Annotated in this window: 22 protein-coding genes; 5 read left to right on the plus strand and 17 right to left on the minus strand. The window is 63.0% G+C overall.

Annotated features, from left to right (window positions below; genetic code table 11):
• Positions 1 to 26: 26 nt before the first annotated feature.
• From B0G71_RS41740 to B0G71_RS17785, 5 genes are all read right to left on the minus strand, one after another.
• Positions 27 to 161 carry a cytochrome oxidase small assembly protein gene (locus B0G71_RS41740; protein ID WP_097391202.1) on the minus strand — a complete coding sequence of 45 codons (135 nt, stop codon included), beginning with the start codon at positions 159 to 161 and terminating at the stop codon, positions 27 to 29.
• A 114-nt stretch (positions 162 to 275) separates the two neighbouring features.
• A complete protein-coding gene (gene ctaD, locus B0G71_RS17770) occupies positions 276 to 1,889 on the minus strand; it encodes a cytochrome c oxidase subunit I (protein ID WP_116118885.1) in 1,614 nt (537 codons plus the stop codon).
• A gap of 44 nt (positions 1,890 to 1,933) precedes the next feature.
• Positions 1,934 to 3,568 carry a cytochrome c oxidase subunit II gene (coxB, locus tag B0G71_RS17775; protein WP_116143079.1) on the minus strand — a complete coding sequence of 545 codons (1,635 nt, stop codon included), beginning with the start codon at positions 3,566 to 3,568 and terminating at the stop codon, positions 1,934 to 1,936.
• A gap of 65 nt (positions 3,569 to 3,633) precedes the next feature.
• Positions 3,634 to 4,107, minus strand: a complete 474-nt coding sequence (locus B0G71_RS17780; protein ID WP_116143081.1) for a DUF2244 domain-containing protein — start codon at positions 4,105 to 4,107, stop codon at positions 3,634 to 3,636.
• A gap of 312 nt (positions 4,108 to 4,419) precedes the next feature.
• The gene (locus B0G71_RS17785; RefSeq protein WP_116143083.1) at positions 4,420 to 5,385 is read right to left on the minus strand and encodes a methyltransferase domain-containing protein; all 966 of its coding nucleotides are present in this window, start codon (positions 5,383 to 5,385) and stop codon (positions 4,420 to 4,422) included.
• A gap of 168 nt (positions 5,386 to 5,553) precedes the next feature.
• On the opposite strand from B0G71_RS17785, the gene B0G71_RS17790 reads away from it, so the two are divergent.
• Complete coding sequence (locus B0G71_RS17790; protein WP_116143085.1) at positions 5,554 to 6,255, plus strand: ComF family protein; 702 nt, start codon at positions 5,554 to 5,556, stop codon at positions 6,253 to 6,255.
• 18 nt (positions 6,256 to 6,273) lie between these two features.
• Entirely contained in the window at positions 6,274 to 6,744 is a 471-nt protein-coding gene (gene trmL, locus B0G71_RS17795; protein ID WP_116143087.1) for a tRNA (uridine(34)/cytosine(34)/5-carboxymethylaminomethyluridine(34)-2'-O)-methyltransferase TrmL, read from the plus strand.
• Here trmL and B0G71_RS17800 read toward each other — a convergent pair.
• From B0G71_RS17800 to B0G71_RS17820, 5 genes are all read right to left on the minus strand, one after another.
• Entirely contained in the window at positions 6,717 to 7,265 is a 549-nt protein-coding gene (locus B0G71_RS17800; protein ID WP_116143089.1) for an O-acetyl-ADP-ribose deacetylase, read from the minus strand. The genes trmL and B0G71_RS17800 overlap by 28 nt on opposite strands.
• A gap of 96 nt (positions 7,266 to 7,361) precedes the next feature.
• The gene (locus B0G71_RS17805; RefSeq protein ID WP_116143091.1) at positions 7,362 to 8,360 is read right to left on the minus strand and encodes an NAD(P)H-dependent glycerol-3-phosphate dehydrogenase; all 999 of its coding nucleotides are present in this window, start codon (positions 8,358 to 8,360) and stop codon (positions 7,362 to 7,364) included.
• Positions 8,361 to 8,382: 22 nt separating this feature from the next.
• The gene (gene secB / locus B0G71_RS17810; RefSeq protein WP_106282308.1) at positions 8,383 to 8,853 is read right to left on the minus strand and encodes a protein-export chaperone SecB; all 471 of its coding nucleotides are present in this window, start codon (positions 8,851 to 8,853) and stop codon (positions 8,383 to 8,385) included.
• Between the two features lie 151 nt (positions 8,854 to 9,004).
• The gene (grxC, locus tag B0G71_RS17815; RefSeq protein WP_007179466.1) at positions 9,005 to 9,268 is read right to left on the minus strand and encodes a glutaredoxin 3; all 264 of its coding nucleotides are present in this window, start codon (positions 9,266 to 9,268) and stop codon (positions 9,005 to 9,007) included.
• Positions 9,265 to 9,690, minus strand: a complete 426-nt coding sequence (locus B0G71_RS17820) for a rhodanese-like domain-containing protein (RefSeq protein WP_012431601.1) — start codon at positions 9,688 to 9,690, stop codon at positions 9,265 to 9,267. Before B0G71_RS17820 ends, grxC begins: the two co-directional genes overlap by 4 nt.
• Before the next feature lie 138 nt (positions 9,691 to 9,828).
• On the opposite strand from B0G71_RS17820, the gene gpmA reads away from it, so the two are divergent.
• The 3 genes from gpmA (at position 9,829) to B0G71_RS17835 (ending at position 13,378) form a co-directional block, all read left to right on the plus strand.
• The gene (gpmA, locus tag B0G71_RS17825; RefSeq protein ID WP_106282205.1) at positions 9,829 to 10,575 is read left to right on the plus strand and encodes a 2,3-diphosphoglycerate-dependent phosphoglycerate mutase; all 747 of its coding nucleotides are present in this window, start codon (positions 9,829 to 9,831) and stop codon (positions 10,573 to 10,575) included.
• Between the two features lie 303 nt (positions 10,576 to 10,878).
• Positions 10,879 to 12,453, plus strand: coding sequence for a S41 family peptidase (locus B0G71_RS17830; RefSeq protein WP_116143093.1), 1,575 nt, complete (start codon positions 10,879 to 10,881; stop codon positions 12,451 to 12,453).
• A gap of 166 nt (positions 12,454 to 12,619) precedes the next feature.
• Positions 12,620 to 13,378, plus strand: a complete 759-nt coding sequence (locus tag B0G71_RS17835; protein ID WP_116143095.1) for a molybdopterin-synthase adenylyltransferase MoeB — start codon at positions 12,620 to 12,622, stop codon at positions 13,376 to 13,378.
• Positions 13,379 to 13,467: 89 nt separating this feature from the next.
• Here the strand turns inward: B0G71_RS17835 and ptsP are convergent, their stop codons facing one another.
• From ptsP to B0G71_RS17870, 7 genes are all read right to left on the minus strand, one after another.
• The gene (gene ptsP, locus B0G71_RS17840) at positions 13,468 to 15,216 is read right to left on the minus strand and encodes a phosphoenolpyruvate--protein phosphotransferase (protein ID WP_106282210.1); all 1,749 of its coding nucleotides are present in this window, start codon (positions 15,214 to 15,216) and stop codon (positions 13,468 to 13,470) included.
• A 311-nt stretch (positions 15,217 to 15,527) separates the two neighbouring features.
• Positions 15,528 to 15,797 carry an HPr family phosphocarrier protein gene (locus B0G71_RS17845; protein ID WP_012431596.1) on the minus strand — a complete coding sequence of 90 codons (270 nt, stop codon included), beginning with the start codon at positions 15,795 to 15,797 and terminating at the stop codon, positions 15,528 to 15,530.
• Positions 15,798 to 15,893: 96 nt separating this feature from the next.
• Complete coding sequence (locus tag B0G71_RS17850; protein ID WP_116118877.1) at positions 15,894 to 16,421, minus strand: PTS sugar transporter subunit IIA; 528 nt, start codon at positions 16,419 to 16,421, stop codon at positions 15,894 to 15,896.
• Positions 16,422 to 16,758: 337 nt separating this feature from the next.
• Positions 16,759 to 17,715, minus strand: a complete 957-nt coding sequence (gene gshB, locus B0G71_RS17855) for a glutathione synthase (RefSeq protein WP_106282214.1) — start codon at positions 17,713 to 17,715, stop codon at positions 16,759 to 16,761.
• Between the two features lie 102 nt (positions 17,716 to 17,817).
• Positions 17,818 to 19,107 (minus strand): glutamate--cysteine ligase, encoded by a 1,290-nt coding sequence (gene gshA / locus B0G71_RS17860; protein WP_012431593.1) that lies wholly within the window; start codon positions 19,105 to 19,107, stop codon positions 17,818 to 17,820.
• A 237-nt stretch (positions 19,108 to 19,344) separates the two neighbouring features.
• Positions 19,345 to 20,844 (minus strand): ammonium transporter, encoded by a 1,500-nt coding sequence (locus B0G71_RS17865; RefSeq protein ID WP_116143097.1) that lies wholly within the window; start codon positions 20,842 to 20,844, stop codon positions 19,345 to 19,347.
• 44 nt (positions 20,845 to 20,888) lie between these two features.
• Positions 20,889 to 21,227: a P-II family nitrogen regulator gene (locus tag B0G71_RS17870; protein ID WP_006048089.1), complete on the minus strand. Its 339-nt coding sequence runs from the start codon at positions 21,225 to 21,227 to the stop codon at positions 20,889 to 20,891.
• Between the last annotated feature and the right edge of the window lie 300 nt (positions 21,228 to 21,527).

A 21,527-nucleotide genomic window follows, 5' to 3' on the forward strand; every position in this document is an offset into this window, starting at 1 on the left:
CCTGCAAACTGACTCGAACCGCCCGGTCAGGTGAACCACTTCTGATGAATGATGACGCTCGCGAAAAAGACCGCGGCGATCACGAACATCACGAAACCGATCCGCCGGTTGCCCGCGCGAATCTGCTCGGGCGTACGTCTTTCTTGAGGATTGCGCGTCATGCTCGACTTTTTGAATACTTTTCGTGACTACGGATGCCGCCACGACTTTCCTGACCGCCAGCTCCGGTAGCGAACTGCTGCGCCACCCGAGCCGGCAATCTCACCGTGCGCCGATTACTCGACGGTCGGCGGGTTTTCGAACGTGTGGAACGGAGCCGGGCTCGGCACGGTCCATTCGAGGCCCGTTGCGCCGTCCCACGGCTTGTCGCCAGCTTTTTCGAGTTCGCCGCCGCCACGGTAGGCCGGCAGTGCAACCGCGAACAGGAAGTAGACCTGCGCCAGACCAAAGCCGAACGCACCGATCGAGATGACCTGGTTCCAGTCCGTGAACTGTGCCGGGTAGTCAGCATAACGACGCGGCATGCCTGCGAGACCGACGAAGTGCATCGGCAGGAACGCGAGGTTGAAGAAGAACAGCGACGCCCAGAAGTGGATCTTGCCGCGCGTCTCGTTGTACATCCAGCCGGTCCACTTCGGCGCCCAGTAGTACCAGCCGGAGAACAGCGCGAAGAGCGAGCCCGCCACCAGCACGTAGTGGAAGTGCGCGACCACGAAATAAGTACCGTGATACTGGATGTCGAGCGGGGCCATTGCCAGCATCAGACCCGACAGACCACCGAACGTGAACACGATCAGGAAGCCGACCGCGAACAGCATAGGCGTTTCGAAGCTCAGCGAACCGCGCCACATCGTCGCGACCCAGTTGAACACCTTCACGCCCGTCGGCACGGCGATCAGCATGGTGGCGTACATGAAGAACAGCTGGCCCGTCACCGGCATGCCGGTGGCGAACATGTGGTGCGCCCAGACCATGAACGACAGAATCGCGATCGACGACGTTGCGTACACCATCGAGCTATAGCCGAACAGCGGCTTGCGCGAGAACGCCGGAATCACCTGCGACACGATCCCGAACGCCGGCAAGATCATGATGTACACCTCGGGGTGCCCGAAGAACCAGAAGATGTGCTGGTACATGACCGGGTCGCCGCCGCCTGCCGCGTTGAAGAACGACGTGCCGAAGTGACGGTCGAACAGCACCATGGTGATCGCGCCCGCCAGCACCGGCATCACGGCGATCAGCAGGTAGGCGGTGATCAGCCACGTCCAGACGAACATCGGCATTTTCATCAGCGTGAGGCCGGGTGCGCGCATGTTCAGGATCGTCACGACGATGTTGATCCCGCCCATGATCGACGAAGCACCCATCAAGTGGACCGCGAAAATCGCGAAGTCCATGCCCGGGCCCATCTGCGTGGAGAGCGGCGCGTACAGCGTCCAGCCCGCAGCGGTCGCGCCGCCTGGCGCGAAGAACGAACCGACCAGCAGAACAGCCGCCACCGGCAGAAGCCAGAAGCTGAAGTTGTTCATGCGGGCGAATGCCATGTCCGATGCGCCGATCTGCAGCGGCACCATCCAGTTCGCGAAGCCGACGAAGGCCGGCATGATCGCGCCGAACACCATGATCAGGCCATGCATGGTGGTCAACTGGTTGAAGAACTCGGGACGCATGATCTGCAAGCCCGGCTCGAACAGTTCGGCACGGATCATCAGCGCCATCACGCCCCCGGAGAGGAACATGGTGAACGAGAAGATCAGGTACAGCGTACCGATGTCCTTGTGATTGGTTGCGAACAGCCAACGGCGCCAGCCATGCGGCGTTTCGTGGGCATGGTCGCCGTGCACGTGTTCGTGGCCTGCGACTACATCGTGTCCGATGCTAGACATGACAATCTCCTAAAGCGAATACTGCGGTGCTGACCATGAACACGTCAGACAGCCGGGCTGATCTGAACACGCCGGGCTTCTTTCGCGTCGCTGCCGCCCGTGATCGTTTCCGGCTTCTTCAAAATAATATGGTCTTCGGCAATGCCGGCTGCTTTCAACGCGTCGCGCACGGCTTCGGCACGGCTCTTCGCGAGTTTCGCGTTGAGGTCGGCGGAACCGGTGGCGTCGGTGAAGCCCGACAGCGTGAATTTCGCATCCGGATGCGCTTTCGCGTAGGCCGCGGCTGCGTCGACTGCCGCTTTTGCGTCGGCCGGCAGCGTGCTCTTGCCGGTGTCGAAGTAGATGCTCGCCGGGAGTGCCGCTTGCGTTGCCGCGCTGTCCGAACCGGCCGCTGCCGGTGCCGACGCTGTTGCCGCTTCCGCGCCCGAGGCGCCGGATGCTGCCGCTGCGCCGCTCGCTGCCGCGCCTGCGTCGGCCAGATGGTTGCCGCCTTCCGGCAGCTTGCCGTTGCGGGCGTCGGCCACTTGCTTCGGCTGGAGAATGTCGCCGGTGTGGTTGCCCCACGAGTTACGTTCGTACGTGACCACCGAAGCGATCTCGACGTCGTTCAGCGTAGGCGCCCACGAGGGCATCGCATTCTTGCCCTTCAGCACCAGGCTGACGTGCTCGGCGATCGCGCCGTTGGCGATCTTGCTGCCGTCGAGCGCCGGGAATGCGCCTGCACCCTTGCCGGTCGGCTGGTGGCAGACCGCGCAGTTCGCCGCATAGACCTTGCCGCCGCGCTCCATCAGCTCGGCCATCGTGTACGTCTTGTTGGGATCGTCCTGGCCAGCGGCCATTTTCTTCTTCTGCGTGTCGACCCACTTCGCGTAGTCGTCGGCGGAGAGCACTTCGACCACCACCGGCATGAACGCGTGTTCCTTGCCGCACAGTTCCGTACAGAAGCCGCGGAACGTGCCGACCTTGTCAGCCTTGAACCACGTGTCGCGCACGAAGCCCGGGATCGCATCCTGCTTCACGCCGAAAGCCGGCACGTACCAGGAGTGGACCACGTCGTTCGCGGTGGTGATGATGCGGATTTTCTTGTCGACCGGGACGACCAGCGGATTGTCGACTTCCTGCAGATACGTGGTGGAAATCGGCTCGCGGCCATCCGTTTCCGCACGTGGCGTGGCCAGCGTGGACAGAAAGTTGATGCCTTCGCCCGGGCCCTTCACGTAGTCGTAGCCCCATTTCCACTGGTAGCCGGTGACCTTGATGGTGACGTCGGCGTTCGTGGTGTCTTTCATCGCGACCACCGTCTTGGTGGCGGGCAGCGCCATCAGCACGACGATGATGAACGGCACGATCGTCCAGATGATTTCGACGGTAGTGCTTTCGTGGAAGTTGGAAGCTTTGTGGCCTTTCGATTTGCGGTGAGCAAAGATCGAATAGAACATCACGCCGAACACGCCGACGAAGATGACCAGGCAAAGAACCAGCATGAACATGTGGAGGCTGAAGAGCTCCTCAGCGATCTTGGTCGCAGGCGGCTGGAGATTGATCTCGTTGACGGCGGGGCCGCCCGGAACATCGCCCACTGCCAGGGCCGCACCGGCGAAAAGCAGACCGCTCATCGCCAGCACGCCCATGAGGGCTCGCTTGATTGTTTTCATAGCTTCCTTACCCAAATTTTCCATTCAAACCCTCGACCCCGCTGGCAGGTTGCCTCGCGCTCCCCGTGAACGCCGCGCGACTCATCGCATTAACAACGCGTGAGCCACATGCGCAGTTCGCCTGCGAACTGCGCGCGCCGATACTGCGCGAGATGTTGCCCGATCATGATCGTCTGCCCGCGCGAGACCAGTTTGATCTGGTCACGCGGTGTTGCGCCCGCCTCGATCCGCACCCAGCGCGGATTGAACTCGAACTGCGTGAGTTGCTCGGCGCTGACCTGCTCGATGACGAGCCGGTTCTGAAACAACCGGATGCGCTCGTAATCCACAGCATGACGCGCATATATGGCAAACGCGATGCCCACCGCCAGCAATTCGATACCGGTGAACGGCAACACCAGCCAGGCGCCGACCAGAACCAGCATGAAAGCAATTGCCAACGAGAACAACGCTAGCGATACGTAGAAATACACGAACTGCCGCGGCGATATCGAACAGTTGCGTTTCATCGTCCAGTCTTTCAGAACCGGTTCTGAATCCGCCAGCAGATCTGATGCTTCCATCGCTGCCTCCCGCCGATTGTCTCCAATCGCCGCCAGCGCCAATCTTCGCAGCCATTATTCCGGCCGTTCGATCACCGCCGCGCTATCTTATCTTGCTGCCCTGTGCCTCGGGCCTGCCGCCCCAAATGTGGGAACTCCGGGCGACAAACTGACGCATTATAGGCGCGATCCATAGCATCCACAAGCAAGCCTCCATTGGCCCACAAGCCATGCGCGACAAGCCTCCGCGCCGTTTTGACGCACCTTTTGCGCGTCTTTTGAAGTGGTAATTTCAGACATAACAGATGTCGTCTTTACCGCCCCGGCAATTCTTCAACGATTCCTCGACGAACCTCGTCCAATGTCCTCGATTCGCACGATGCCGTGACCTTCGGCCGTGGTACGCGGCACGGCTTTCCATGCGTGTCCGTAGATCACTTCGAAGGTCAGCGCGATCGTGCCGTCGGCGCGCCGGCGGGCTTCGAGGGCCGCGAGCAAAGCCTTGTGCAGCCGGCGCGCCGCGGCGCTCGACGACGCTTCGCGCTCGAACGGATAGGCGCCCCAGCGGCGCACGTCGGCGAGCAGCGACTGCGGCGACTTATAGGTAATGGTGAGGACTTCCTGGTCCATCACGGGGATTTCGAAGCCGCTTTCGACCAACATGTCGCCGAGATCGTGCATGTCGACGAAGTCGATCACATGCTTGCGCGAGGGGACGCCATGCGCGGCCTCGACTTCGGCATAGGCGCCGCGCAATTCCTTGAGCGAGTCGGGGCCGAGGGTGCTGAACATCAGCAGGCCGTTGACTTTCAGCACGCGCTGCCACTCGGGAAACACGAGATCGGGCCGCGAGTGCCAGTGGAGCGCCAGATTGGACCAGATGAATTCGAAGGCGCCGGCCGCGAACGGCAGCGCCGAAAAGTCGGCTTGGGCGAAGCGCGGACCACGGGCGCCAAGCGCCTTGCCGAGCGATGCCGGCAAAAAGCGCCGCCAGCTCGTGCCGCCGGAATCGTGCTGGAGCGCGCGCGTGAGCATGCCGTGCGAGAGGTCGGAGCCGAACACCGGCGCTTCGGGAAAGCGCTCGCGCAGAGCGGGAATGTCTTCGCCCGCGCCGCAGCCGGCGTCAAGCACGCTCGCCGGCATGACCTTGATGAAGTCGAGACGCTCGCGCATACGTTGCGCGATCTCGCGCGGCAGGAACGCGACCTCGTCGAAAGTCGCTGCGCGACGGTCGAAGATCCGCCGGAGGCGCCGGGAATCATAGGCCGGACGGCCAGTTTGAGCGGAAGTTGGGGACATGGGTGTCGTGCTGGCGTGGAGCACGAAGTATACTCGCTCGCTTCTTTCCATTCAGCGTGAAGGGCCTTCGCGGGCGGTTCCACCGTGTCATTCCGACCCATTTCATCATTTTCCGGCGGCAGATTCGCGCGCTTCGCGAGCGGCTTTCGTTCAGCCTGGCCGCGCGTCATGCACGCGGCGTTGCCGAATCTCTGCGCGTTATGCGGCAATTTGTCGCATACGACGCTGTGCCCCGGTTGCGACGACGCCTACTGGAACGAAAGCCGCTTGCGCTGCACCGTCTGCGCAGTGCCGTTATCCCATTCGCGATGGGCGGCTTACGCGCAATATCGCTGCGCGGATTGCATCGGCGAGCCGCCACCGTTCGACGCGACCTTCGCCCTCGCCGACTATCGGGCGCCGCTGGATACGCTCGCGGTCGGCCTGAAATTTCGCGCGCGGCTGATGCTGGCGCGCGAGTTCGCACAACGGCTCGCGCGTCTTGCGGAGGATTCCTGGCAGGACCACGCCGAATGGCCGGACGTGATCGCGCCCGTGCCGCTGGCCAGAAAACGGCTCACCGAGCGCGGCTATAACCAGGCTTGGCAGATCGCCAGGCCGCTGGCCCGGGCGCTGAAGTTACGCAGCGACGCCACCTTGCTGGATCGCGTGATTCACACCGCGCCGCAGTCCAGGCTCGATCTCGACGCCCGCCGCCTGAACGTAGGCCGCGCCTTCAAGGTCGCTGGATCTGTCCAAGGCCTGCACGTCGGCATCGTCGACGATGTGATGACGACCGGCGCCACGCTCGAAGCGCTGGCGCGCACGCTGAAGGCAGCCGGCGCTCGGCGGGTCACCAACTTCGTCGCGCTGCGCACGCCGAAAAACTAGTCTCCACCTGAGCTCACCATGTTCAATGTCGTTCTCGTAGAACCGGAAATTCCGCCGAACACCGGCAACGTGATCCGCCTGTGCGCCAACACCGGCGCTCGGCTGCATCTGATCGAACCGCTCGGCTTTCCGCTCGACGACGCCAAGTTGCGCCGCGCCGGCCTCGACTATCACGAGTACGCGCAAATGAACGTGCATGCGGGTTGGGCGGCGTTCATCGCCAGGGAAGCGCCGGACCCGGCGCGCATGTTCGCCTTCACCACGCGCGGCTCGGGCCGCTTTCACGAGCACGCCTTTCAATCCGGCGACTGGTTCGTGTTCGGCGCCGAAACGCGTGGCCTGCCCGACCCGGTGCTCGACCAGTTCGCCAATGAGCAACGCGTGCGCCTGCCCATGCGGCCAGGCAACCGCAGCCTGAATCTGTCGAATACCGTTGCGATTGTTGTGTTCGAAGCGTGGCGTCAGACCGGCTTCGAAGGCGGCGCCTGACGGCGTTTCAGTTCGGCTTCGTAGCGCGCGAACATGGCGTCGTCGAAACAGGCGAACACCACCTGTTCGATTTGCGGCGTGCGCGGCAACGTGTCGAGCACGGTGCCGAGCGCGATCCGCACCGCCTGATCTGCGGGGAAATGGTAGATGCCGCAACTGATCGCGGGAAACGCAATGCTCTTGCACTGCGCCTCGCGCGCCACCTCGAGCGAGCGCTGATAGCAGGACGCCAGCAGGTCGGCCTCGCCATGCGTCCCGCCGCGCCAGACCGGGCCGACTGCGTGAATCACATGTCTGGCCGGAAGGCGGTAGCCGGCGGTCAGCTTCGCGTCGCCGGTCGCGCAGCCGCCGAGCGCCTCGCACTCGCGCAGCAACTCTTTGCCGGCCGCGCGATGAATCGCGCCATCCACGCCGCCTCCGCCCAATAACGACGTATTCGCGGCGTTGACGATCGCATCCAAGGCGAGCGTGGTGATGTCGACTACGCGTGCTTCCAGCGTGCAACGATTGAATCTGAGCATGAGAACCTCGCTGATCCGAAGCGTCGATAAAACGTGGACAGCGCGAGCAGGCAGCCGTTCAGCGCTTTGGCGCGCTAAACGGCTGAAAGACAAGGCTTATTCGGCTTTGGAGTCGCGCCGCAGCAGGGCGCTGACGGCGTCGCGCGGCGCCACGCCGTCGAACAGCACGGCGCAGACCGCCTGCGTGATCGGCATCTCGATGCCATGCGCGCGAGCAATCGCGAGCACGGCTTGCGCGCAACGCACGCCTTCGGCCACGTGACCGAGGGCGCCGAGAATATCCTCCAGCGTGCGGCCCGCGGCGAGTTGCACGCCGACGGTGCGATTGCGTGACAGATCGCCGGTTGCGGTCAGGATCAGATCGCCCAGACCGGTCAAACCGGTGAACGTTTCCGCGCGTCCGCCCAGCGTCACGCCGAGGCGCGACATTTCGGCGAGACCGCGCGTGATCAGCGCCGCGCGCGCATTCAAACCGAGGCCGAGGCCGTCGGCGATGCCCGTTGCGATGGCCAGCACGTTTTTCACCGCACCGCCCACTTCCACACCGACGACGTCGTCGCCGGTATAGATGCGCATGGCGCCGTGATGAAACGCGGCGACCGTGCGCTCGCGGCACGCCGCCGACGCACTCGCGATGGTCAGCGCGACCGGCAAGCCCTGCCCGACTTCGCGCGCGAAGCTCGGCCCGGAGAGCACACCGTTGCTCTGGTGTTCCGGCAGTTCGGCCGCGACCACCTGATGCGGCATCAACTGCGAGTCGGCTTCAAAGCCCTTGCACAACCACACGAGATGGGCCGGCACTTTGCCCGCGTCGCGCATCGCCTGAAACAGACCGCGCAGTCCGGCCACGGGCGTCGCCACGACGCATAACGCGTCGTCGGCGAGCGCATGGTCGAGCGCTGCGTTCAGATCGGCTTCATAGCGAAGCGAAGGCGGCAAAGCAACGCCCGCCAGATAGCGGGCGTTTTCGTGCGAAGCGGAGAGCTCGGCCATGAGCGCGGGCTCGCGCCCCCACAACACCGTGTCGTGCCTGACGGCCAGATGGCCGGCGAGGGCTGTGCCCCATGCGCCGGCGCCGAGGACAGCAACCTTCATAGCCGGCACTGCCTGCGACACGTTAGTGCGTGACGCCGTTCTGCGCCGCGCCGTCCTGGCCACCCATCTGCGCGAGACGTTGCTCGTACAGCGCCTGGAAGTTGATCTCGGCGAGGTGGATCGGCGGGAAACCGGCGCGGGTGATCGCGTCGGCAATGTTCGAGCGCAGGTACGGAAACAGGATGGTCGGGCAGGCAATGCCGACCAGCGGATCGATCTGCTCAGCCGGAATGTTGCGGATGTCGAAAATGCCCGCTTGCTTGGCTTCGATCAGGAACGCCACCTTGTCCGCAACCTTGGCCGTGACCGTGCCCGTGACGAGGATTTCGAACACGGTGTCGGCGAGGCGCTCAGCCTTCACGTCGACTTCGACTTCGACCGAGGGCATTTCCTGTTCGAGGAAGATGCCCGGCGAATTCGGCTGCTCGAGCGACATGTCCTTCAGATAGATGCGCTGGATGTTGAAGAACGGCTGGTTATTCTCGTCGGACATGATGAAGTGATTCCCTGATAGATATGCATAGTGGCGGCCCATGCAAGCATGGGCCGCCAGATCATTGCGGCGCGCCGCCCGCCCTGATGAGGCGAGGCCGCGCCGGCTTGGTGTTCACCCGCCCTTCTCTAGCGCCCGCGGGCGCGCGAAGTCAGGCGGTTGCTTCGAGCAGCGGCATCAGACCGCCCGCGCGATCGAGCGCGGAAAGGTCATCGTACCCGCCCACATGCGTCTCGCCGATGAACACTTGCGGCACCGTGCGGCGACCGGTCCGGGTCATCATTTCCTCACGACGGGCCGGGTCTTTGTCGATCAGTACCTTTTCAACGTGCTCGACGCCGCGCGACTTTAAAAGACGTTCGGCCATCTGGCAATACGGGCACACCTGGGTGCTGTACATGATCACTTTGTTCACTTGGCTGCTCCTTGTTTCACAACCGGCATACCGGCTTTCTGCCAGGCGTCGACACCGCCTTCGAGAACATGGACTTCCGCGTAACCTGCATCCTGCACGATACGCGCTGCCTTGTTCGACTGCTGGCCGGTCTGGCATACCAGCAGCACCGGGTTGCTCTTGTTCTTCACGAGTTGCGCGACCTTCGCCTGCAACTCTGCAAATTCAAGGTGCCGCGCCGCGGGCAAATGCCCTTTGGCGTAGTCGGCGGACGGACGCAGATCGATGACCGCCGCATTGCGCCGGTTGATCAGTTGCGTGGCTTCAGCGGCCGACAGGCCGCCGCGCCCGCGCCGGCTGATCGTCGGCCACAGCAGCAACCCACCGGAGATGAGGACGATCGCGATCAGTACAAGGTTTGTGTAATCAGTGAAAAACTTCACGGAAAATCCGCCGAAAAAGAGAGAAATCGAAAAGGGCAATCCAGCCATTATAAAATAACCGTCTGACGCGATGGCGGCGCTCCTTCAGAGGACCGCGCGCAGCGCTTTCCCGCTTCCTCACTACCGACCGGCAATCTCATGTACAAACTCGTTCTCATCCGCCACGGCGAATCGACGTGGAACAAGGAAAACCGCTTCACGGGCTGGGTCGACGTCGACCTGACCGAACAGGGCAACAATGAGGCGCAACAGGCGGGCGTGCTGCTGAAGGACTCGGGCTACACGTTCGACATCGCCTACACCTCGGTGCTCAAGCGTGCGATCCGCACCTTGTGGCACGTGCAGGACAAAATGGATCTGATGTACCTGCCGGTGGTGCATTCGTGGCGTCTGAATGAACGCCACTACGGCGCGCTGTCAGGTCTGAACAAGGCGGAAACGGCCGCGAAGTTCGGCGACGAACAGGTGCTGGTCTGGCGCCGCAGCTACGACACGCCGCCGCCGGCGCTCGAGCCGACGGACGAACGTGCGCCCTATAACGACCCACGCTACGCCAAAGTGCCGCGCGAGCAACTGCCGCTCACCGAATGCCTGAAAGACACCGTCGCGCGCGTTCTGCCCCTGTGGAACGAGTCGATTGCGCCGGCCATCAAGTCGGGCCGCAAGGTCGTGATCGCCGCCCACGGCAACTCGATCCGCGCGCTGGTGAAGTACCTCGACAACATTTCGGACGACGACATCGTCGGCCTGAATATTCCGAACGGCGTGCCGCTCGTCTATGAACTCGACGAAGACCTGAAGCCCATCAAGCACTACTATCTGGGCGACCAGGAAGCGATCGCCAAGGCACAGGCCGCTGTTGCCAAGCAAGGCAAGGCCGGCTGATCTGCCATCTTGCCGCCATGTTGCCGTCAGAAACGCGGTGAATGGCGGCTCACGGGTCGCGCCGACGGGCAGGACGAGCCAGTCAGCGCGGCTCGCTTGATTCGAGCGCGCCGTCCTGGCCGCCATCCATTCGTTACGGCACATTACTTCGTCGTTGTGCGCGCAATCCAACGAACCAGGTCCGGCGCGTGCTGTCGAATCACGATTGCCTGCGCCGCGCCCTGACTTGGCGGGTGTGCAGTTATACTTGTCCGTCCCCATCTCTATCGACGCTGCCACGCGCTTCCGACCGCAACAGACTCTATGCGAAAGAACCTGAAAAATATCGGCCTGATTGCCGCGGGCCTTGCTACCGGCGTATTTGCCACCCTGCAGCTTTCGGCTTCGGCCCAGCAACCCGCCGGCGCAGCGTCGAACGCCGTTGCACCGCTGCCGCTGGACCAGCTCAGGCTCTTTGCCGAAGTATTCGGGCAAATCAAGCACGAATACGTCGAACCGGTCGACGATAAAAAGCTTCTCACCGCCGCCATCAAGGGCATGGTGTCGAGCCTCGACCCACACTCCTCCTACCTCGACAAGACCGATTACGAGGAACTGCAGGAGCAGACCAAAGGTCGCTTCGCCGGCCTTGGCATCGAAATTTCGTCGGAAGACGGCCTGATCAAGGTGATTTCGCCGATCGAAGACACGCCCGCGTTCCGCGCCGGCATTCGTCCGGGCGACCTGATCACGCGTATCAACGACAAACCCGTGCGCGGCATGACGCTCGACCAGGCGGTCAAGCAGATGCGCGGCGACCCGGGCACCAAGGTCACGCTCACCATCTTCCGCAAGACCGACGACCGCACGTTCCCGCTCACGGTTACGCGCGCGATCATCAAGGTCCAGTCGGTCAAGATGAAGATCCTTGCGCCGGGCTACGCCTATGTGCGGATCACGAGCTTCCAGGAACGTACCGTGCCTGACCTGGCTGCGAAGCTGCAAGACATCGCGCGTCAGCAGCCGAATCTGAAGGGTCTCGTGCTCGACCTGCGCAATAACGGCGGCGGCCTGCTGCAAAGCGCGGTCGGCGTGGCCGGCGCGTTCCTGCCGCCAAATTCGGTTGTGGTGTCCACCAACGGCCAGATTCCGGATTCGAAGCAGGTCTATCGCGACACCTACGACAACTACCGCCTGCAATCCTTCGACAGCGATCCGCTGAAGGACGAAGCGCCGATCTTCAAGACCGTGCCGATGATCGTGCTGACCAACGCGTACTCCGCGTCGGCGTCGGAGATCGTCGCGGGCGCGCTGCAGGATCAGCACCGTGCGCTGATCGTCGGCAAGACCACCTTCGGCAAGGGTTCGGTGCAGACCGTGCGTCCCATGACGGCCGACACCGCACTGCGTCTGACCACGGCGTACTACTACACGCCGAGCGGCCGATCGATCCAGAACAAGGGCATCCGTCCTGACGTCGCGGTCGATCAATACGCAGAAGGCGATCCGGACGACGCACTCGTCACCCGCGAAGTCGACTACACGAATCACCTTGCGAACACGCAAGATCCGAACGAGAAGAAGGAAGCGGAACAGCGCGAACAGGAGCGCATGGACCAGTTGCGCCAGCTTGAAGAGCAGAACGACAAGAAGACGCCGGAACAGCGCCAGAAGGATCGTGAGCGCAAGCCGGTGGAATTCGGTTCGGCCGACGACTTCATGCTGCAACAGGCGCTGAACAAGCTGGAAGGCAAGCCGGTGCAGGAATCGAAGTCGCTGACCGAGCGCCGTCTCGCGCAAAACAAGCCGGCCGCGTCGGCGTCCGCGCCGGTCGCGGTGAAGCCGACGCAACCGGTGCCGGGTGCAGCGGCCCCCACGCCTGCTTCGCAAAGCAACTAAGCAGCCAGTCTGACGTGTCTTCGCAGCGAAACATGCTGCGAAGACACGCTGCCATACCCAGCATCAGCAAGAACACCCGCTCCCGGCGCGATTAAAATATCCACAACGCGCACGGCAGGCCCGTCGGTCCTGCATCTCATCGCGCGACACATTCACGCGCCCCGCCATGAACGACGATCAACTCCTTCGCTATTCCCGCCACATCCTCGTCGATGAAATCGGCATCGAGGCGCAACAGCGCTTTATCGATGCGCACGCGATCATCGTCGGCGCGGGCGGCCTGGGCTCGCCCGCGGCAATGTATCTGGCTGCGGCGGGCGTCGGTCGTTTGACTTTGGTCGATGCCGACACGGTCGACCTGACCAATCTGCAGCGGCAAATCCTGCATGTGACCGCATCGGTTGGACGCAAGAAGGTCGAGTCCGGGCGTGACGCGATCGCGCGGATCAATCCCGAGGTCGCGGTGGACGCGGTGGCCGAGCGCGTCGACGACGCGTGGCTCGACGCGCACGTGCCGCACACGAGCGTCGTGCTCGATTGCACCGATAACTTCGCCACGCGCCATGCGATCAACCGCGCCTGCGTGAAGCACGGCGTGCCGCTGGTGTCGGGCGCGGCGTTGCGCTTCGACGGCCAGATCAGCACCTTCGATCTCCGCGACGAAGCGTCGCCCTGCTACGCCTGCGTGTTTCCCGAAGACCAGCCGTTCGAGGAAGTAGCGTGTTCGACCATGGGCGTGTTCGCGCCGACGGTGGGCATTGTCGGTTCGATGCAGGCGGCCGAAGCGCTCAAGGTGATCGGCGCAATCGGCACGCCCTTGCTCGGCCGCCTGATGATGCTGGATTCACTGCGGATGGAGTGGACCACGATGCGCATCGCGCGCCAGCCGGATTGTCCGGTGTGCGGACAGACGCACCTCGCCTGACGCTAGCTAGCCTCCTCAACCGCACGCTGAAACAGAAACGCCGCCCAATGGGCGGCGTCTTCACCGGATGACGAGGCAAGCGTGGCGAATCAAGCCAGCATCACGCGCTTGAGCGCAGCCTGCACTTCTTCCGGTTCGAACGAAGCCAGCACATCGGCCACCGGCTTCTCCAGAGTCTTCAGATGCGAGCGCAGCACTTCCTGCTTGACCACCAGCAGCTGGCTCGGATGCATCGAAAACTCGGTGAGGCCCATGCCGAGCAACAGGCGCGTCAACGTCGGATCCCCCGCCATCTCACCGCACACCGAGACCGGCACGCCCGCCCGCTTTGCTTCGCGCAGCGTGAACGCGATCAGATGCAGCACCGCCGGATGCAGCGGGTCATACAGATGCGCGACCGAGTTGTCCGCCCGATCGATTGCGAGCGTGTACTGGATCAGATCGTTGGTGCCGATCGACAGAAAATCGAGCCGCTTGAGGAACAGCGGCAAAGCGATGGCGGCGGCCGGAATCTCGATCATCGCGCCGACCTGCACGTTCGGATCGTAGGCCATACCCGCGTCGTCGAGCTGACGCTTGGCTTCGCGAATCAGATCGAGCGTCTGGTCGATTTCCTGGGCGTGCGCGAGCATCGGAATCAGAATCTTCACCGAGCCGAACGCCGACGCGCGCAAAATAGCGCGCAACTGCGTGAGGAACATCTGCGGCTCGGAAAGACTCCAGCGAATCGCTCTCAGCCCCAAGGCCGGGTTCGCGGCGGTTTCGTAAGCATCGCCCCCGCTCATCGAATCGAGCGGCTTGTCGGCGCCCACGTCGATCGTACGGATAGTCACCGGCAGCCCGTTCATCAACTCGACCGCGCGACGATACGCGCCGAACTGCTCCTCCTCTTCCGGCAGGCGGTCCTTGTGATTCATGAACAGGAACTCGGTGCGGAACAGGCCGACGCCGGTCGCGCCCGCATCGACCGCGGCGCGCGCGTCGTCCGGCAACTCGATGTTCGCGCACAGTTCGATGCGGGTGCCGCACAGCGTTTGTGTAGGCGAAAACTTCAGCCGTTGCAGCTTGCGCTGCTCGAGCGCCTTCTCGCTCTGCCGATACGAGTACTCTTCGAGCACGATCGGCGCGGGATCGACGATCACAATGCCATGATCGCCGTCGACGATAATCAGGTCGTCCTGGCGAATCAGCGCGCTCGCGTGCTGCACGCCGACCGCCGCCGGAATGCCCAGGCTGCGCGCGACGATCGCCGTGTGCGACGTGCGGCCGCCGAGGTCCGTGACGAAACCCTGAAATGTCTGGGTCTTGAACTGCATCATGTCGGCCGGTGCGATGTCGTGCGCGACCACGATCATTTCGTCGCATGCACCGTGCACGCCGTCGCCCAGCGCCACCGACGCGCCGGCGAGCGCCTTCAGCACGCGCTCCACCACCTGCTCGATATCGGCTTTGCGCTCGCGCAGGTACTCGTCTTCGATATCGTCGAAATGGCGCGAGAGGCGCTCGAGCTGCTCGGTCAGCGCCCACTCCACGTTGTAGCGGCGTGTGCGGATCAGGTCGAAGGTTTCCTGCACGAGCATCGCATCGTTCAGGATCATTGAATGCACGTTGATGAACGCGCCCATTTCGCTAGGTGCGTCCGCGGCAAGATCGGCACGCAGCGTTTCGAGCTCGTAATGCACGTGTTGCTGGGCCGTGCGAAAGCGCTCGATCTCGCTCTCGATCTGGGCGGGTTCGATCAGATAGTGGTCTACGTCAAGTGCAGCCGGGGCGATCAGATAAGCCCGCCCGATGGCGATACCGCGTGACACGGGAATTCCATGCAGCGTGAAGGACACGCGCACCTCCTCTAGTTGTGTGATGCCGCGGCAAACCGCTGCAATGCTCTCAGACACTGTCCGTCATTATAAATTCCACGCCCTCCGTCGATGCGACGGGGGTGTGTGCAGTGCAGCACGAAAAACCGTAAGCAGCCGTGGCAATGCGCCTTCATCGGCCTCGCGCTTCGCGTATCGCTCGACTCAAGTCTCGCAAGCGCATGCCGACGCGCGCGCCCTCACGCGCGTTTCGTCTGCCCATTGTCATGCGCTAAAAAAAACGCCGCGGACAACCGCGGCGTTCTTGCTCATCGCAACGTGGACGCACGGGTTCACTGCCCCTCGCCGAATTTATCGGCAATCAGTTTCAACAATGCGTCCATCGCTTCTTTTTCATCGGAGCCTTCCGTTTCGATCAGCACCGTGCTGCCGATGCCCGCGGCCAGCATCATCACGCCCATGATGCTCTTGGCATTGATACGGCGGCCATTGCGGCTCATCCAGATTTCCGCCTGATAGTTGCCCGCGAGTTGGGTCAACTTGGCCGACGCGCGCGCGTGCAGCCCCAGCTTGTTCACAATAGTCGTTTCCTGTTGCAGCATGTGATGGTCCGAAGCGCGGGTAAGTGTTGTTGTGAAAGGTGAAACTGCGAAGCGATTGCAATGCGCCTGCCACCCAAGGCGAGCCGGCGCAATAACTTATAAGCCGGCCGAATCGGCTTTCTGTGTCAGGTCGGCCTCAGGGGGCAACGCAGGGATACAGTCTGCCGATGCCGCCTCCGGCGGCAGAGCCGGCAAACAATCGCCGGATTCCGCCGTGGGTGCAATGGGCGCCGGGGTGGCCGGTCCGATCGCATGCACGCCCTTGGTGGCGCCGGCGAGTGCCTTGTCGACCAGCGTGTCGAGCGGCGTGGCGCGATAACAGACCGCACGCACCAGCATCGGTAAATTGACGCCGCACAGCACGCGCACGTCCGGCAGCGATGCGAGCCGTCCGGCGATATTCGCCGGCGTGGCGCCGAACATATCCGTGAGGACGAGCGCGCCGTTTTCTTCCTTGAGACGCTCGATCTCCGAGTTCGCAAACGCAACCTGCTGTACCGGATCGCAATCCGGCGATACGTCGATCACGCCGATACGAGCCGGCAAGCCACCATAGATGTGCGAAATGCAATCGCGCAACGCGGTGGCGAACGGAGCGTGCGCAATGATCAGAATGCCTGCCATGTCAGCCTTACTGCAAAAGAACGGCCTCGAACCGTGAACCGGGACGAAGCCCGGTTCGTCAGCGCCCTCTGCCGGCCGTGGGCCATGAGGGCCGGAACGCATCAATTGACGAGCGGCTTGCCGCGCATGGCGTCGTGCCTGCGCCGGCGAAACACTGCTCGCTTACAGTCCGCTGCCCGTGACACCCGTCGGGTCCGATCGATTCACCTTGGCGCGGAAGAGCGGGCATTGTATCAGGCTCATTTTCGCGCCAATTCCGGCGTGCTGCGTGAGGCGGACTTGTTACACAGTTTGGGGGGCATGGCGGGCATTCAAGTGCCGCCAGCAGGCCGCGCCATCACCCCGCCGCGCGCTCCAATGCGTCGATGAACATGGCGGCCACGTCGAAGCCGGTTTGATCCATGATCTCGCGGAAACACGTCGGGCTCGTCACGTTCACTTCGGTCAGCCAGTCGCCGATCGCATCCAGCCCGACCAGCAGCAAACCGCGCGCGGCAAGCACGGGCGCCAGCGTATCGGCAATCTTGCGGTCGTGATCGGTCAGCGGACGCGCCACGCCCAGGCCACCGGCCGCGAGATTGCCGCGCACTTCATTACCCTGAGGAATACGCGCGAGCGAATATGGCACGGCTTCACCGCCGATCAGCAAAATCCGCTTGTCGCCCTCTTTGATCTCGGGGATGAATTTTTGCGCCATCACCGAACGCGCGCCGTCGTGGCTCAGCATTTCGATGATCGACCCAAGGTTCATGCCGTCGGCCTTCACCCGGAACACGCCCATGCCGCCCATGCCGTCGAGCGGCTTCAGGATCACGTCGCCATGTTCCTCATGGAACGCGCGCAAACGGGTCGCGTCGCGCGTGACCAGCGTGGGCGTGACGAACTGCGCGAACTCGCCGATCGCGAGCTTTTCCGAATGATCGCGAATCGCCTGCGGTTTGTTGAAGATGCGCGCGCCGCCGCGTTCGGCCATTTCGAGCAGCCACGTCGACGTGACGTATTCCATGTCGAACGGCGGGTCTTTGCGCATCACCACGGCGCTGAAGCTCTTGAGCGAGCGCGGCGCGGCTGCTTCAGCGTCGTACCAGACCTCGCGATGCAGATCGGTGACGTCGCCGACAATCGCAAAGCGCTGCACGTTCGCCTCGACGTCGCCGCCCGTCCACGCCAGATGCTTCGGCTCGCACGTGTACACCACGTGACCGCGGCGCGCGGCTTCGGCCATCATCGCGTAGGTCGAGTCTTTATAGATCTTGAATTGCGTGAGCGGATCGGCGATGAAAAGAATGTCCATGAAGGTCCCGGTGCGCCCTGACGGGCTTGGCATTGATCGTAAATATAGTCGTTGAAAATGGCGATGGCGGCACGCATGCCGCCATCGGCCACCCGAGGTGGCTTAGACCTGAATCGCTTCCGGATCGGTCTTTTCCAGTTCCACCGATGCGGCCAGCAGCCCGAGCCGCGCCACCACGCCGTACATATAGAAGCGGTTCGGCGGCGCCGCGCCCGGCTTGGCGTGCGCGTCGGGCAGCGCCGTATGCTCGAAGCCGAGCGGCACGAAGTGCATGCCCGGCGCGTTCAGATTCTGATCGCGCTCGCGACTGCCGTGCACGCGGTAGAAGCCGCCCACCACGTAGCGGTCGATCATGTACACGACCGGCTCGGCCACTTCTTCGCCGATGCGCTCGAAGGTGTACACGCCTTCCTGCACGATCACGTCATGCACTTCCAGGCCGTCTTTGGTCGCGGCCATCTTGGCGCGTTCGCGCTTGGTGAGCGCGGCGACTTCCGACGCGTCGTGCACGGTCATCACGCCCATGCCGTACGTGCCCGCGTCCGACTTGATGACGACATACGGTTTTTCGGAGATGCCGTACTCGCGATACTTCTTGGCGATCTTCTTCAGCACGCCGTCGATCGCGTCCGTCAGCGCTTCCTCGCCGGTGCGTTCCTGGAAGTCGACGCCTTCAACGTGCGCGAAGTACGGGTTGATCATCCACGGGTCGATCTCGACCATTTTCGCGAATTTCTTTGCGACGTCGTCGTAACAGGAAAAATGCGTGGATTTGCGGCGCACGGCCCAACCGGCATGCAGCGGCGGCAGCAAATACTGCTCGTGCAGATTTTCGAGCACGGGCGGAATGCCGCCCGACAGATCATTATTCAGCAGAATCGAGCACGGGTCGAAATTCTTCAGGCCGAGGCGCCGCTGCGAACGCTCGAGCGGTTCGAGCACGAGCTTCTGACCGTCGGAGAGCGCGATCGTGACCGGCCCATTGATGGTTTCGTCGAGCGTGCCGAAACGCACATTCAAGCCGGCCTGGCGCATGATCGCGGCCAGACGGGCGACATTCTCGAGATAAAACGCGTTGCGCGTGTGGCGCTCCGGAATCACCAGCAGATTCTTTGCGTCCGGACAGATCTTCTCGATCGACGCCATCGCCGCCTGGACGGCGAGCGGCAACACTTCCTGCGGCAGATTGTTGAATGCGCCAGGAAACAGATTGGTGTCGACCGGCGCGAGCTTGAAGCCCGCGTTGCGCAGATCGACGGAACAATAGAACGGCGGCGTGTGCTCCTGCCATTCGAGCCGGAACCAGCGTTCGATGGCGGGAGTAGCGTCGAGGATCTTCCGCTCAAGATCGAGCAGCGGGCCGTTTAACGCCGTAACTAGGTGCGGAACCATTGATCACTCGCAGACTGGAGAAAAAAGATTGTAGAGCAAATGCTTTGTCCATTTGGGGACGGTTTCTCCATTCGCAAGCGGACGCGAATGCATTCTCGCTATTGCCATCATAGGCGGGGAAAACTACCGTTTACAAGATAGCGCGCAAGAAAAAAGCCCGCCATGAAGGCGGGCCAAAATCGCTGCGCTTATCCGTCATCCCCACGAGCCCGGGAGCGCGGGCTCGCGGTGTGTTGCTTATTCGACGTGTTCGCCGTGCAGCGTCACGTCCAGACCTTCGCGTTCCTGTTCTTCCGTCACACGCAGGCCCATCACCATGTCGATGATCTTCAGCAGGATGTAGCTCACCACGCCGCTGTAGATCAGCGTCGTCAGCACGCCCTTGGCTTGCAGGATCACGCTGCCATCCGCGCCGCCGATGTCCTTCACCGCGAACACGCCGGTCAGCAGCGCACCCACGATACCGCCGATGCAGTGCACGCCGAACGCGTCGAGCGAGTCGTCGTAACCGAGCTTGTGTTTGAGCCACGTTGCCGACCAGAAGCAGATCACGCCCGCTGCGATACCGATCACCAGCGAACCCGCCATGCCAACGAAGCCCGAAGCCGGCGTAATCGCCACCAGACCCGCCACGGCGCCCGACACGATACCGAGTACCGACGGCTTACCCTTGGTCGCCCATTCGGCGAACATCCATGCGAGTGCTGCCGCTGCGGTCGCCACTTGCGTTGCGAACATCGCGAAACCGGCACGGCCGTCTGCTGCCACTGCCGAACCCGCATTGAAGCCGAACCAGCCTACCCACAGCATGGCGCCGCCGATCAGCGTGAGCGTCAGGTTGTGCGGCGCCATCGCTTCCTTGCCGTAACCGACACGCTTGCCGAGCACCAGTGCGCAGACCAGCGCCGCGATACCGGCGTTGATGTGCACCACCGTGCCGCCCGCGAAGTCGAGGATGCCCGCGCTAGCCAGCCAGCCGGTCGGTTCCCAGACCATGTGCGCGATCGGCGAGTAGACGATGATCGACCACAGCGTCATGAACACCAGCATCGCCGAGAACTTCATACGGTCGGCAAACGCACCCGTGATCAGCGCCGGGGTAATGATCGCGAACGTCATCTGATAGACGACGTAGACCGTTTCCGGGATCGTCGGCGCGAGGTGGCTGACGGTCAGCGTCGTGGCCTTGTCGCCCTTGATGTAGTTCATGCCCGACATGAAGAAGCGCGAGAAGCCGCCAATGAACGATCCACCCGGCGTGAAGGCGAGGCTGTAGCCCACCACGACCCAGATGATCGACACGAGGCAAGTGATCGCGAAGCTTTGCATCAGAATCGCGAGCACGCTCTTCTTGCGGACCATGCCGCCGTAGAACAGCGCCAGACCCGGGATCGTCATGAACAGCACGAGCGCGGTGGAAGTCAGCATCCAGGCGGTGTCGCCCGAATTGATCTTCGACGAATCGACCGAGAACGGCGCGGTCGGGGCAGCCGGCGCAGCGTCCGATGCGGCGGCGGCCGCGCTGGCAGCCGGTGCGGCGGACGCGTCAGCGGCCGGTGCCGAAGCCGCGGCGGCAGCAGGTGCCGCCGAAGCGTCCGGTGCCGGCGCGCTCGCCGTCGTATCGGGAGCAGCGGCCGAAGCGGCTGCGGGGGCGGAAGCGTCGTCCGCGAGGGCGGCGCCGATACCGCCCGCGAGCAGCGAACCGGCCATCAGCAAGGACATCATTAATTTGCGCATCTTTCGTTTCCTCTTGTCGCTATCTGTGTCGCTATCTTTTGGTATTACAGAGCGTCCGCGCCAGTCTCCCCGGTGCGGATCCGAATCACCTGTTCGATCGGCGTGACGAAAATCTTGCCGTCGCCGATCTTGCCCGTGCGAGCCGCACGCTCGAGCGCCTCGATCGCCTGGTCGACGATGTCGTCCGAGACAGCGGCCTCGATCTTCACCTTCGGCAGAAAATCGACGACGTATTCGGCGCCGCGATACAGCTCCGTGTGACCTTTCTGGCGACCGAAACCTTTGACTTCCGTCACCGTGATGCCCGAGACGCCGATGGCCGACAAGGCTTCGCGCGCCTCATCGAGCTTGAACGGCTTGATGATTGCGGTAATGAGTTTCATGACATCCCTCGCTTAGTTGCGTAACCCGTTTGCGTAACCCGTTTGCTAACTCTCGTTGCGTATCCCTAAAACCGTTCGCGTGGTCTCGTTCCGCTGCCGGTAAAAAGGCGCCGGCAGTGCGCGCGGGGCAGTAACAGCAACTCGCATGCCATGTTGTGTCAGACTCCGCCCCGTGGACGTCGCAAAAGGGGCGCAAGCCGCCCTGGCCGGACGGCCAACGTTGACGGGGGCACGCTGGCGCAGCGTATGGATCGTTGCTAGAGTGTTCGCAGGTCTGGAACGCAAGGGCGCGCACCAAAG

The sequence above is a fragment of the Paraburkholderia sp. BL27I4N3 genome, from assembly GCF_003386115.1.
GTDB lineage: Bacteria > Pseudomonadota > Gammaproteobacteria > Burkholderiales > Burkholderiaceae > Paraburkholderia.

Bases quoted from the DNA above. Each gene is read 5' to 3' on its own strand.
- B0G71_RS17850 (WP_116118877.1), bottom strand. From the start codon at position 16,421: ATGGCAGGCATTCTGATCATTGCGCACGCTCCGTTCGCCACCGCGTTG.
- B0G71_RS17785 (WP_116143083.1), bottom strand. From the start codon at position 5,385: ATGTCCCCAACTTCCGCTCAAACTGGCCGTCCGGCCTATGATTCCCGG.
- gshB (WP_106282214.1), bottom strand. From the start codon at position 17,715: ATGGACATTCTTTTCATCGCCGATCCGCTCACGCAATTCAAGATCTAT.
- B0G71_RS17830 (WP_116143093.1), top strand. From the start codon at position 10,879: ATGCGAAAGAACCTGAAAAATATCGGCCTGATTGCCGCGGGCCTTGCT.
- B0G71_RS41740 (WP_097391202.1), bottom strand. From the start codon at position 161: ATGACGCGCAATCCTCAAGAAAGACGTACGCCCGAGCAGATTCGCGCG.
- gshA (WP_012431593.1), bottom strand. From the start codon at position 19,107: ATGGTTCCGCACCTAGTTACGGCGTTAAACGGCCCGCTGCTCGATCTT.
- B0G71_RS17845 (WP_012431596.1), bottom strand. From the start codon at position 15,797: ATGCTGCAACAGGAAACGACTATTGTGAACAAGCTGGGGCTGCACGCG.
- ctaD (WP_116118885.1), bottom strand. From the start codon at position 1,889: ATGTCTAGCATCGGACACGATGTAGTCGCAGGCCACGAACACGTGCAC.
- trmL (WP_116143087.1), top strand. From the start codon at position 6,274: ATGTTCAATGTCGTTCTCGTAGAACCGGAAATTCCGCCGAACACCGGC.
- B0G71_RS17800 (WP_116143089.1), bottom strand. From the start codon at position 7,265: ATGCTCAGATTCAATCGTTGCACGCTGGAAGCACGCGTAGTCGACATC.
- B0G71_RS17805 (WP_116143091.1), bottom strand. From the start codon at position 8,360: ATGAAGGTTGCTGTCCTCGGCGCCGGCGCATGGGGCACAGCCCTCGCC.
- B0G71_RS17790 (WP_116143085.1), top strand. From the start codon at position 5,554: ATGCACGCGGCGTTGCCGAATCTCTGCGCGTTATGCGGCAATTTGTCG.
- gpmA (WP_106282205.1), top strand. From the start codon at position 9,829: ATGTACAAACTCGTTCTCATCCGCCACGGCGAATCGACGTGGAACAAG.
- B0G71_RS17780 (WP_116143081.1), bottom strand. From the start codon at position 4,107: ATGGAAGCATCAGATCTGCTGGCGGATTCAGAACCGGTTCTGAAAGAC.
- coxB (WP_116143079.1), bottom strand. From the start codon at position 3,568: ATGGAAAATTTGGGTAAGGAAGCTATGAAAACAATCAAGCGAGCCCTC.
- B0G71_RS17835 (WP_116143095.1), top strand. From the start codon at position 12,620: ATGAACGACGATCAACTCCTTCGCTATTCCCGCCACATCCTCGTCGAT.
- secB (WP_106282308.1), bottom strand. From the start codon at position 8,853: ATGTCCGACGAGAATAACCAGCCGTTCTTCAACATCCAGCGCATCTAT.
- B0G71_RS17870 (WP_006048089.1), bottom strand. From the start codon at position 21,227: ATGAAACTCATTACCGCAATCATCAAGCCGTTCAAGCTCGATGAGGCG.
- B0G71_RS17865 (WP_116143097.1), bottom strand. From the start codon at position 20,844: ATGCGCAAATTAATGATGTCCTTGCTGATGGCCGGTTCGCTGCTCGCG.